The 12,695-nt window shown below is 36.2% G+C and carries 11 protein-coding genes; 7 read left to right on the top strand and 4 right to left on the bottom strand.

Features of this window, described 5'->3' with window-relative positions:
• The first annotated feature begins 78 nt into the window (after positions 1-78).
• The 6 genes from purD to F985_RS10660 all read left to right on the top strand — a co-directional run bounded on the left by purD (position 79) and on the right by F985_RS10660 (position 5,947).
• Entirely contained in the window at positions 79-1,365 is a 1,287-nt protein-coding gene (purD, locus tag F985_RS10685; protein ID WP_004700803.1) for a phosphoribosylamine--glycine ligase, read from the top strand.
• Positions 1,366-1,839: 474 nt separating this feature from the next.
• Positions 1,840-2,712 carry a MetQ/NlpA family ABC transporter substrate-binding protein gene (locus tag F985_RS10680; RefSeq protein WP_004700802.1) on the top strand — a complete coding sequence of 291 codons (873 nt, stop codon included), beginning with the start codon at positions 1,840-1,842 and terminating at the stop codon, positions 2,710-2,712.
• A gap of 75 nt (positions 2,713-2,787) precedes the next feature.
• Complete coding sequence (locus tag F985_RS10675) at positions 2,788-3,813, top strand: methionine ABC transporter ATP-binding protein (protein WP_004700799.1); 1,026 nt, start codon at positions 2,788-2,790, stop codon at positions 3,811-3,813.
• Complete coding sequence (locus tag F985_RS10670) at positions 3,810-4,505, top strand: methionine ABC transporter permease (RefSeq protein ID WP_004700797.1); 696 nt, start codon at positions 3,810-3,812, stop codon at positions 4,503-4,505. The genes F985_RS10675 and F985_RS10670 overlap by 4 nt, the downstream gene beginning before the upstream one ends.
• A 147-nt stretch (positions 4,506-4,652) precedes the next feature.
• On the top strand, positions 4,653-5,384 hold the full coding sequence (gloB, locus tag F985_RS10665) for a hydroxyacylglutathione hydrolase (RefSeq protein ID WP_004700796.1): 732 nt from the start codon (positions 4,653-4,655) through the stop codon (positions 5,382-5,384).
• Positions 5,385-5,743: 359 nt separating this feature from the next.
• On the top strand, positions 5,744-5,947 hold the full coding sequence (locus tag F985_RS10660) for a hypothetical protein (RefSeq protein WP_000758190.1): 204 nt from the start codon (positions 5,744-5,746) through the stop codon (positions 5,945-5,947).
• Between the two features lie 241 nt (positions 5,948-6,188).
• Here F985_RS10660 and F985_RS10655 read toward each other — a convergent pair whose 3' ends face one another.
• On the bottom strand, positions 6,189-7,487 hold the full coding sequence (locus tag F985_RS10655; RefSeq protein ID WP_004700793.1) for a dicarboxylate/amino acid:cation symporter: 1,299 nt from the start codon (positions 7,485-7,487) through the stop codon (positions 6,189-6,191).
• Between the two features lie 478 nt (positions 7,488-7,965).
• Positions 7,966-8,523, bottom strand: coding sequence for a TetR/AcrR family transcriptional regulator (locus F985_RS10650; protein ID WP_004700790.1), 558 nt, complete (start codon positions 8,521-8,523; stop codon positions 7,966-7,968).
• 135 nt (positions 8,524-8,658) lie between these two features.
• On the opposite strand from F985_RS10650, the gene F985_RS10645 reads away from it, so the two are divergent.
• On the top strand, positions 8,659-9,861 hold the full coding sequence (locus F985_RS10645) for an MFS transporter (RefSeq protein ID WP_004700788.1): 1,203 nt from the start codon (positions 8,659-8,661) through the stop codon (positions 9,859-9,861).
• Positions 9,862-9,899: 38 nt separating this feature from the next.
• On the opposite strand, the gene F985_RS10640 is transcribed toward F985_RS10645, so the two are convergent.
• Both F985_RS10640 and F985_RS10635 read right to left on the bottom strand, forming a co-directional pair.
• Positions 9,900-11,051, bottom strand: a complete 1,152-nt coding sequence (locus F985_RS10640) for a sterol desaturase family protein (RefSeq protein WP_004700786.1) — start codon at positions 11,049-11,051, stop codon at positions 9,900-9,902.
• A 206-nt stretch (positions 11,052-11,257) separates the two neighbouring features.
• Positions 11,258-12,607: a PQQ-dependent sugar dehydrogenase gene (locus F985_RS10635; protein WP_004700783.1), complete on the bottom strand. Its 1,350-nt coding sequence runs from the start codon at positions 12,605-12,607 to the stop codon at positions 11,258-11,260.
• Positions 12,608-12,695: the final 88 nt, after the last annotated feature.

Below are 12,695 nucleotides of genomic sequence, written 5' to 3'. Positions count from 1 at the left end.
CACAATAATGGAACTATCTCTCCACTTTGAGAAATAGAGGGGGATGAAAAAGGATTAAAGTTAAGGAACAAATTAAAAATGAATATTTTAGTTTTAGGTAGTGGTGGCCGTGAACATGCTTTAGCATGGAAAATCGCACAAGATACCAAAGTTACTCAAGTTTTTGTTGCACCTGGTAATGCTGGTACTGCAACAGAAGAAAAATGCGTTAATGTTCAACTTGATATTTTAGACAACCCAGCAATTATTGCTTTTGCTAAAGAAAATAATGTTGAACTCGTTGTTGTTGGTCCAGAAGCACCATTAGTAAATGGTGTAGTAGATGCTGCACGTGAAGCTGGTGTAAAAATTTGGGGTCCGACTCAATATGCAGCACAACTTGAAGGCTCAAAAGCATTTGCTAAGCACTTTTTAAAACGCCATAACATTCCAACTGCTTTTTACGATGTATTTACTGAAGTTGATGCAGCGAAAGCTTACGTTGAAAAAAATGGTGCACCAATCGTTATTAAAGCTGACGGCCTTGCTGCTGGTAAAGGTGTAATCGTTGCAATGACCAACGAAGAAGCTTTTGCAGCGATTGATGACATGCTTGCAGGCAACAAATTTGGTGATGCTGGTTCACGCGTTGTAATTGAACAGTTCCTGGCTGGTGAAGAAGCTTCTTTCATTTGTATGATTGATGGTAAAAATATTTTACCAATGGCAACTTCACAAGATCACAAACGTATTTTTGAAGGTGATCAAGGTCCAAACACTGGTGGTATGGGCGCTTACTCTCCTGCTCCAGTTGTAACTCCAGATGTTTTTGAACGTGTAATGACTGAAATTATGCGTCCAACTGTTGATGGTATGGCTGCTGATGGACATGTTTACACTGGATTCTTATATGCGGGTTTAATGATTGATGAACAAGGTCAACCACGCGTAATTGAATTTAACTGCCGTTTTGGTGACCCTGAAACTCAACCAATCATGATGCGCTTAAAGTCATCTCTTGTTGATTTGGTTGAAGCAGGTATTGCAGGTAATTTACCAAAAGAAGCTGAGTGGGATGAGCGTAAGTCAATCGGTGTTGTACTTGCAGCAGAAGGATACCCAGATAGCGTACGTAAAGGCGATGTGATTTCTGGTATCGGCCAATCACCTGAAGATACTAAAATCTTCCACGCAGGTACTGCAACTCGTGAAGATGGTCACATTGTGACTTCTGGTGGACGTGTGCTTTGCGTAACTGCTTTAGGTGACAGCGTTCTTGAAGCACAAATTAATGCTTTAGAAGTATGCGGCCAAGTAACTTTCACAGGTATGCAATACCGTAGTGACATCGGTTACCGCGCGATTGCTCGTGAAAAAGCTGAATAAAAGTTAGCAAAAAAAAAGCTTCCTATTTAGGAAGCTTTTTTTATTTTGTGCACCAATAGAAGAAAATGATATAAATTTTTAGAAGATTTATTAAGATATCAACAAATAGAAAAAAGCCCTCTATATCAACTACATTTTTATTGCTATCATTAGTACATAGTTGTAACTGTCATCAGACACTGCTGTTTTAATAATTTCCATAAAGACTTGCTCTACAAATTATGCCTGTAGAGAGTTTTTTAATATTCTAAATTTATGAATGCTCGTTTGGCTACTGTTGGGGATGAACTGTTTGGGGAAACAGTTTTTGTTTATTAAACAATTACCCTCTGTTATAGCCAAAATATGCAAGCAAATTATGGAACCCCAGAAAAAGATCACAGAGTTTAGACTAGTTGTAATTCCAACTCCTCTCTTTTCATATTGATATAGATCAATCGTTATTGTTCTATATCTTAATCAGGACTTTTTTAAATGAAAAAGCTGATCAGCCTTTTTTTAAGCATGTCAGTAGTATTATTGACAGCATGTAGCAAACAAGAAAATGCTCAACAAGCCGAACAAAACAATGATAGTACCAAAGTACAAACGGTAGTAATTGCCTCTACAGGTTCGGATGCTGACATTTGGCGTTATATCGCATCTTTACCTGAAACCCAAGCTGCTGGACTGAAGTTAGAAGTAAAAAACTTCTCAGACTCCGTTTCAATGAATACAGCAGTTGCAAATAAAGAAGTAGATTTGAACGCATTCCAAGCTTATTCTTATCTTACTGTATTTAATAATTCAAACCCGGATAAGATTGCAGCGGTTTCTACCACTTATATTGAGCCAATGGGGATTTATTCAAGTAAATACAAAAAAATTGAAGAACTTCCTGAAGGTGCAATTATTTCAATCCCGGATGATGCTGCCAGCGAATCTCGTGCGCTACTCTTGTTACAAACTGCTGGCTTAATCAAGCTTAAAGCTGACTATAATCCCGTTCAGGGCAGTCCAATTGATGTTATCGAAAATCCCAAAAAGATCAACATCAAACCAATCAAAATGGAAACTGCATTACGTCTTAAAAATGAATTTGATGCAGTTGTATTAAATAATACCATAGCACTCGAGGGAGGTTTAAACGTACTCAAAGATTCTATGTTCTATGAACCTATTGATCAAATCTCAAAAATTAGTGTAAACGTTCTAGCAACTGCTGAATCACGTAAAAATGATCCTGTCTTGCAAAAAGTTGGTAAGCTTTACCACACTGCAGCTGTTAAAAAATACATTGAAGAACACTTTGGTGGAACAAAAGTTGACGTAGACAAACCAATCAGCTATCTCTCAGAAGCTAAATAGTAATATAATAGCCCAAACGTGAAACAGGCAAATTATCTTTGCCTGTTTTTTCTTTCAAGCATAGTTTCTGACGATATGATTCAATTTAAAAACATTTCAAAGCACTATCAGCTCAAAAGCCAAACCATACGCGCACTCGATCAAATCAATTTAGAGATTCCAGAGGGCAGTATTTTCGGCATTATTGGCTATAGTGGTGCAGGTAAAAGTACTTTAATTCGCCTGATTAATTTACTCGAACGACCAAATGAAGGTCAGATTATTATTAATCAAAAGGACTTCACTGCTTTAGATGCACGTTCATTACGTCAGGAGCGTGCAAATATTGGTATGATTTTTCAGCATTTCAATTTGCTTCAAACCAAAACAGTTGCTGAAAATATCGAAATGCCAATGCGCCTGCTAAATTACAAAAAAGCAGAACGTGAAAAGCGTTTAAATGAATTATTAGAGTTTATTGATCTTAAGCATAAAAAAGATGCCTATCCAGATGAACTGTCTGGCGGTCAAAAGCAACGTGTTGGTATTGCTCGTGCTTTGGCAAATCATCCTAAAATTTTATTATGTGATGAAGCCACATCTGCACTAGATCCGCAAACCACTCAATCAGTTCTAGAGCTTTTAAAGAAAATCAATCAAGAACAGAAAATCACAATTGTTATGGTTACTCATGAAATGGATGTCATTGAATCTATTTGTGACCATGTTGCAGTTATGGAAGCTGGTAAAGTGATTGAGCAAGGCTCAACTATTGATATTTTTAGTAATCCTCAGCATCCAACAACTAAAAACTTTATACAAACTGTCTTACATCAGCAGTTGCCAGTTAACATTCTAAATCAATTAGAAAATCAACATCACCACAGCATCTATTGCCTACAATTCTTAGGGCGTTCGGCTCAAGAACCTGTGATTCAGTCACTTATTAAACAATATGATATTAGTTTAAATATCTTATTTGCCAATATGACTGAAATTAATGGCACAGTGATTGGTCAAATGTTTGTACAGCTTTTAGGTGACCCGCAGTTGATCGGTCAAGCGATTGATTTTTTAGAGAAAAATGAAGTGAGCGTAGTTCAATCAGGAGATCAAGTATGAGAGATTTAATCGTACAATGGTTAACTGAACTTACTCAGCCTTTCTGGCAAAGTTCCCTTTCTATGGACCAGTTTGTAACTGCATTACAAGAAACCTTTAATATGGTGTTCTTTGCGCTTATATTTGGTGGTATTTGGGGCTTCATCCAAGGCATTATTCTGCTTGTAACTCGCCCAGAAGGGATCTTACCAAACAGATTCATTTATCATTTGCTTAACCCAATTGTAAATGCATTGCGTTCTCTGCCATTTATTATTTTACTTATTGCAGTTATTCCACTCACCAAGTTCTTGGTAGGCACTTCAATTGGTACATGGGCGGCAATCGTTCCTTTAACGATTTATGTTGGACCATATATGGGCCGACTTATTGAAACTTCCCTACTTGAAGTAAATGAAGGAATTATCGAATCTGCTCAAGCAATGGGTGCAACACCTTGGCAGATTATTTCACGCTTTATTTTACCTGAAGCTCGTAGTTCTCTTATTTTGAACTTGACGACTGCTACGATTAGCCTTATTGGTGCAACCGCTATGGCTGGTGCAGTTGGTGCTGGTGGTATTGGTGACTTAGCCATTTCTTATGGCTATCAACGTTTTGATACAAGCGTTGTGATTTTAACAGTGATTATCCTCTTGCTTTTAGTGCAAATTGTACAGACTTTGGGCAACTGGCTCTCTAAGATCCGCTAAATCATTTATATAGAAAGCTCCCTAAACGGGGGCTTTTTTGTTTTTATAAGCTCTTGTCATTAAAAAGTTGAGTGCATGGCTTAATGCCATTTTCTGTTATTATCAAAATTAGTGGTTACTCTTTGGATTTGGTTTCAGGATAAAACAATGCGTTATAGAATTCATTTTATTGATGTGCAAAATGCCCTACAAAACTATATCTGGATTTTAGAAGATACTGAAACTCATGAAGCCGTTGCAGTTGATCCAACAGAAGCTGAGTTAGTCACTCAATTTTGCAATGACCATCATTTAACCTTAAAGCAAATTTGGCTTACGCATTGGCATAAAGATCATATCGGTGGCGTTGCAGATTTAACGGCTAACTCCACTTTGGCTGTATATGGCCCAAGAGATGAATTAAGTAAAATTCCTGGTATTACCCATCCCCTTCAACATGATGACCATTTAAAATTTAATGATTTAAAGGCAGAGATTATTGCCACACCAGGTCATACCTTAGGGCATATTGTGTATTTTATTGAGGAACTGAATGCCCTCTTTTGTGGTGATACTTTGTTTGCAATGGGGTGTGGCCGACTATTTGAAGGTACGGCAGAGCAAATGTATCACTCATTAAATCGTCTTGCAGCCCTTCCAACCACAACCAAAGTCTATTGCACGCATGAATATACACTTTCTAATGCTGAGTTTGCTTTAAGCGTAGAACCTGAAAATCATGCCTTACAAGAACGTGCAGAACAAGTCCGCATACTTCGCACGGAAGGTAAAATTACCCTACCAAGTAGTATTGAACTTGAATTGGCAACTAATCCATTTTTACGTGCTGAAAGTGTAGATGAGTTCGCCCATTTACGTAGTTTAAAAGATAATTTCTAAATTTATGGGCTCTATAGAAAGATACAGTTTCATTTTAAGAACTGTATCTTTTTGAATAAAGCATGTTTCATGAAATTATTTTTTACATTTATTGATTTTAAATTAACTTGTTTTGATTAAATTTCACCCTAATCTTTTTATTTTAAAATAACCATAAAAATTAAATACTTAAATTTTATTAGTACAAAAATTGATTACATAAAAACCGAATAATTTTATAAAGTGAAAGAGATTACATTATCTATTTTACTTTTTTTACAAGTTGCAAAATAAAACAAAGTTTTCCCCCTTTAAAAAATCTAGGTAAATCCCTATTAATAAATAAGGTGTAAGACACGGATAGAAGAAGGAGTTCTCACGTGAAAAAGGTTGTTAAAGCTAAAAATTTAATTGCGTTCCGTATTTGGTTAGAAAAATTAGGGTATTCGGTTAAAAACTTGGCCGATGGAAAAGGTTTCACTTTCAGTTTTAAAAAAGAGTATGGCTTAGTCACGTGTGATTTGGCAGGCAATGCTTTAGCAATGCAATTAGGTGAAGAATTTGAGGATCACTTAAAAGCGTAAGCTTGAGCTGTTTTGCATATACTATTTTCAGTATAGGCAACTTAAAAGTTCTGCTTTCAAAGTAGATCTATATGAGAGTTTGTGAAAATTTTATACTGGCCTCCCATAATTAAGCATTTACATACAAGATAGTTTTTTTAAATTAAATTTTCGACTAGATATAATAAAACCTGTAGCATGGCGCCTCTCCCAAATTGCCAATTGCTACAGGTTTTTTATTTCGAATTAAAATTTTAAATAATTAATTCGTTTTAGATTTACCTAATGCTTTATCTAGAACGTCCTTGTCCAGAGCTTTGTCCCAACGAGCAACAACAATTGTTGCGCATGCATTACCAATTAAGTTAGTTAATGCGCGGCACTCAGACATAAAACGGTCAATACCTAAAATGAGCGCCATACCTGCCACAGGTACAGATGGGACAACTGATAAAGTAGCAGCGAGTGTAATAAAGCCTGCACCTGTTACCCCTGCTGCACCTTTTGAACTCACCATTGCGACCAACAATAATGCAAGCTGTTCACTAATAGTTAAGTCTACATTACATGCTTGTGCAATAAATAAAGCAGCCATGGTCATATAAATGTTAGTACCATCAAGGTTAAATGAATAACCTGTAGGAATAACTAAGCCCACTACAGATTTTTCACAGCCTGCTTTTTGCATTTTATCCATTAAAGATGGTAAAGCTGCTTCAGATGAACTTGTACCTAAGACTAACCAAAGCTCGTCTTTGATATAGCGAATCAAAGCAATAATTGAAAAGCCATTGTAACGTGCCACTGCACCTAAAATGATTAGTACAAACAGTACAGCCGTGATATAGAAAGTCATAATCAATAGTAATAAATTACCGATTGATTCGATTCCATAAGCACCAATAGTAAATGCCATAGCTCCAAAAGCACCAATTGGCGCAAGTTTCATTAACATTCCAACCAAGTAGAAAACTGGTGCCGTTAAGTTATTTAGGAAATCAGTGATTGGACGTGCACGATCGCCTAAAGCAGCTAAAGAAATACCAAATAGTACTGCCACAAATAGAACCTGCAAAATTTCACCACCAGCAAGCGGACTTACCAGTGTTTGCGGGATAATATTCATAAAGAAGTCAGTAATATTGGTGGCATGAGCCTTCTCAACGTAAGTATTTACCTTATCGCTGACTAAGGTTGCTGGGTCAATGTTTAGACCTTTACCCGGTTGAATGATGTTTGCCACAATCATACCAACCACAAGTGCAAGACTTGAGAAAGTAATGAAATACAGCATTGCTTTACCAGTCACACGCCCGACACGACTCATGTTCGTCATGCTGGCAATACCAGTGACCACAGTCAAAAAGATTACGGGAGCAATAATCATTTTAACAATTTTGATGAATGCATCACCAAGCGGTTTTAAGCTCTGTCCAAGTTCAGGGTAAAAATGACCAATTAAAACGCCTAAAATAATTGCAAATATGACCTGTACATACAAAATTTGGTGAAATTTCTGCTTTTTCTGTACCGTTTCTTGGTCAAGGGTATTGAAATCCATTATCTAAATACCTGTTCGATGGGGATAAAAAAATAAAATATAAAGCGGGCACCACAAGCTGCTTTAAGGGAAGTGAAGCCATTGTAAAGAATAAAAAATACCCTGTGTCATAAATTTAAAAAATGTTAAAACCAAAAATCATGTAATTTATTGTATATAAAGTTCATATTTTTCTGCATTATTTAACAATTAAATTTGATAAAAATTATCATTAAATCTCATAAGAATATGTTTATTATTAAATTTATTCTATTAGTGATTTAGCTAAAGATTTTTAAATCTAATTTTGGAACCAACCGAATACACATTTTAATAATAAATGATTAAATCAACTTCATGTTTATTTTAAATTATGAGAATTTAATTTTTAAATAATAAGAAAAATTGATATATAATTATTTAATAAAAAACAAAAACCTATATATCCCGCTATTTAAATTAGCCATTTTCATCTAAAAAAACGAAGAGACTTATATGCTTAAACAAATAGGCGTTTTAAAAGACTATGTACGTAATCCAAATTTAGTTCCTGATTGGTAAATAGAATCCGAAATAACATGGGTGCAATTACAGTTTCAATAATTTCTTGGTTTAGTATAGTGAACTCATTTCTTAATTTTGCACGATTTTGAATAATATCGAGTTGTTGAATAATTAAACTTTCACACATACGGGCATTAGAATCAGAATTTGATGTATAGAGCACATCTCGCAATAAATCTTGACCGACTTCGGAAGAATACTCTTCAAAATATTGTTCAACCCAAGCTGTGATATCTCGTTTAAATGAACCTAAATCTTTAGGTTCCATGTCTGGTTTGAGTTCATTTAAAGCTACATCTGAAAACAGTTGGTTGATATCACCCCATCGACGGTAAATAGTTGAAGGAGTTACCCCTGCTTGTGCTGCAATCATTGGAATTGTAATTTGGCTTTGCTCGAAATCTTTTTGTAATTCTTTTACAGCATTATGTACCGCAGTTTGTATTCTTTCGCTGCGACCGCCAGGGCGTAATCCACTAACAACTTTTGCCATTTATAAACTCTGTAAAGGGATAAAAATTTATAAATATTTATATCTATATACAAAACACACTAAAGCTAAAGATTTGCTTTAGTGTCAAAATAATGTATAAAAGCTAAATATTCGCTTTTATGTTATTCATGTTATATGAACAATTCAAGTTCAAAACGGTCAAGAGCTGTTTTTAAATTAGATGCTGCAAGTGCATTGGCACTCAATACTATTACGCTGATGACATTTATGGCTGCATCTAGTGCACCAACGCCGCTCTACCGCCTATACCAACAGATATGGCAATTTTCACCTGTCACATTGACTCTAATTTTTGCAACTTATGCTTTTACCCTGCTAGGATCATTACTGATTATTGGTTCTCTGTCTGACTATATTGGGCGTCGACCAGTCATTATTGCAGCCATTTCTCTGCAAATTATTTCAATGAGCTTCTTCTTATTTGCTTCAGATGTTTCGATGTTATTTATTGCACGAGGCTTACAAGGCATCGCAACTGGGCTTGCTGTTTCAGCTATGGGTGCAGCAATTTTAGATTTTGGTAAGCTTCATGGTTCACTGATCAATAGTATTGCCCCAATGGTCGGTATGGCTGCCGGGATTTTTCTGACCTGTTCTATCTTGCAGCTCTCCACTCACCCGTTACAGCTTGTTTTTGAGTTTCTATGCTTTCTTCTTATTTGTGAACTTATTTTAAGTTTTTTTACTCCAGAGACAGTCCAAAAAAGAACTGGTGCACTTGCTTCTTTGAAACCCGCGATGGCTATTCCTCCACAAACGAAAAGTGCTTTATTAAGTATTAGCCCTATTAATATTGCACTTTGGATGGTCAGTGGTTTCTTCTTGTCACTTATGCCATCTTTACTGGCAAAAATTTTCCATACTTCATCGGCATGGCTAAACGGTATTATGTTTATGGCGCTCGCCCTTTCTGGTGCAGTAGGTATATTAACGCTTAGAAAATCGACAAATTTCCGTATTTTATTAACTGGTACTCTTTCAATTGCTATTGGTTCAATCATTTTATTTTTAGCAATTAATCTTACAAATGCAGTTGTGTTATTTCTAGGTTCAATTATTACTGGAATTGGTTTTGGTACGGCGTTTATGGGAGCCATTCGTAGTGTAATGCCGCTGGCTCTTCCAGAAGAACGTGCAGGCCTTATGGCTGCATTTTTTGTGGAAAGTTATTTGGCTTTTAGTATTCCTGCAATTTTAGCTGGATATTTTGTAGGGAAAGTTGGACTGATGCATACAGCAAATACTTATATTTGTTTTATTGTCTTACTTTCGCTTGTTGCCCTTTTCATGATTTTTAAAAATTTTAAAAATAAATAACCATATAAAAAGCCTCGAACTGAGGCTTTTTTTAACATTTACTGGTCACGCCAGCGTTTTAAAAAGCGTTTTACGTATTTTTTAAATGGCCAAGTAAACTGTTTTACAAAGCTATTTGGAATTTTATAGCCAACCGTACCATACACGCTCGCCAAGTGATTCGGCATATATACAGTTTTAAATAAGACATCATAGAGTGGAATAAAAGCAGCGTAATTTTTATCAATCGCAGGTTTTTCTGAAGAATGATGCCAATGATGAAATTCCGGTGTTGCGATAAACCAACGTAGATATGGAAAGCGAAAACGTACATTGGAATGAATAAAAATAGCGTGAAATGAAATAAAGATTAAATAGGCAAAAACAGCAGAAGTATGAAACCCTAAAAGAAAAATCGGTAAGGTGGCAATAAAACGAGTCATTAAAACTTCAATAACATGTAAACGGGAAGATGCTAACCAATCCATATACTCGGTCGAATGATGAATCGCATGAAAACGCCATAAAAAGTTAACTTCATGCATAGCACGATGTAACCAATACACCGTAAAATCGACCACAATAAGCAATTCAATAAACTGTAGCCAAATTGGCTGAGCTTGAACGTAGGGCACAATTGGATTATCAGGTAAATGCGTAATCCAATATTGAATTGGCATGACAGTTAAAAAGCTAAATAGTTGAATACCAATATGGCTGACCATGAAATATTTCATATCGGTCACCCAGCCCACTCTTAAGATCTTTTGTTCAGGGTTTTTAGCAAAAAAGCCTTCAAGCGGTATAAAAATAAAAGCCAAGATGACTAGGGTAAGTACAAAATAATCAATGCCTGCATAAAATGGTACGCTTGGAATAACTGGAGCATGAATAACACCACAGCCTAATACTGCTGCTATGAGTGCAAAGCATAAACCATAAAAGCCATATCGATTTTGTCGGATGATTGCACTAAATGCGCCAAAACCAGCGCTAATAATAATGCCTGTGATTAGTCCATAATAAAAAAGATTATAGTGCTTTGCATAAAGTGGACGTAACTCTGGGGTTGTCAGCACACTGGGAAACAAAAAACATAAAGCTCCAAATAAGCAAAGTAAGCTTAATGCCATGGATATAAAGGCACTAATTTTTCCTAAACCCGCATTAAGCTCTAAATTTTCAAATCTTGCTCTTAATTGATCGGTCATAATTCATATCAACAATTCTTCTTATCTATACGGCGCATGCTAACAAAATTTAATTATTAATTGTAAAAAGAACCTTATTTAGCTCAGACTAAAAAATAGATATATAAATAAAACTAACTAATCAATCTAAAATAAGGATAAATTAGTTAGTTATTTTAAAATATTAAAATAAAATCAAAATAATGAAGTCATCAACCGAGTAAAAGCTATTTATTTTTATATGGGGTCTCATAAGTTGTCTCTGCAACTGGTGAAACACGCCAAATTGTATTGCCTACATCATCTGCAACTAACACGGCACCCGAAAAATCTATTGCCACCCCAACTGGACGTCCATAAGCCTTTCCTTTATCACTGAGGAATCCAGTCAAAATATCTTGCGGTGGACCTGAGGGCTGACCACTTCTAAATGGTACAAAAATGACTTTATAACCACTATGAGGCTTGCGGTTCCATGAACCATGCTGACCGATCAATGCCCCACCTCTAAATTGTGGCATCAGCTCGGCTGCATAAAATGTAAGACCTAAAGAAGCAGTATGGTTGCCTAGTGCATAGTCAGGTTTAATTGCACGAGCGACCATTGCTGGATTTTGTGGTTTGACTCGCACATCTACGTGTTGACCATAGTAACTATAAGGCCAGCCGTAAAAAGCGCCATCTTGTACCGATGTCATATAATCGGGTACTAGGTCACTACCGATTTCATCGCGCTCATTTACAACCGTCCATAATTGACCGCTTTGAGGTTGCCAAGCCATACCATTTGGATTACGCAGTCCTGTTGCAAATGGACGAGACTGACCGCTTGCAATATCAAACTCTGTAATTTGTGCACGGCTTTTTTCTTGATCCAAACCATTTTCGCCAACATTACTATTGGAACCGACGGTAATGTAGAGCTTGGTACCTTCACGGTTAGCAATGACATTTTTGGTCCAATGATGATTTAAAGGACCGCCCGGTAAGTCTAATACTTTAGTTCCGCTCGCAGTAATCTGTGTTTCCCCTTCTTGATAAGGGAAACGTATGAGTGCATCTGTATTGGCTATATATAAGTTATTATCTACTAAAGCCATACCAAATGGTGAGTTTAAGTTTTGAAGAAATATCGTTTTTTTATCAGCAACTCCGTCTCCATTGGTGTCACGAAGTAAAGTAATACGATTAGCACTTGGATGAGATGAGCCTGCCCGTCTCATCACAAACGTCATGATTTTACCTTTAATGCCTTTGCTATCTTCTGGTTTAGGCGGAGCATCCGTTTCAGCGACCAATACATCACCATTCGGTAATACATAGAGCCAACGTGGATGTTCAAGTCCTTTAGCAAATGCTTTTACCTTTAAGCCTTCAGCTGGTGTTGGCATAACACCACTCGGCCAGCCTTGTGCCGGGGCTATATTTACGGTTGGAATTAAACTTGTTTTAGGTTCAGGTAATTTTGGATCTGGTCCATAACTCTCTGTAATTGGATATTGAGAGGATGAAGCACACCCTGCAACAAGAATGACAACTGTTGTACCTAAAAGTGGCATTAAAAAACGTGTAAGCATCATTTATCTCCATTTCTTATTTTTCGCAATAGGCATAGGGTAATGCTTTAGGAGAGAGACTTATAGTTTATTTATTTAACTATACTAA

It is taken from the genome of Acinetobacter seifertii, from assembly GCF_000368065.1.
Lineage (GTDB): Bacteria > Pseudomonadota > Gammaproteobacteria > Pseudomonadales > Moraxellaceae > Acinetobacter > Acinetobacter seifertii.
The sequence above is the reverse complement of the archived record's forward strand: the minus strand, read 5'-3'. Positions and strand labels throughout refer to the sequence as shown.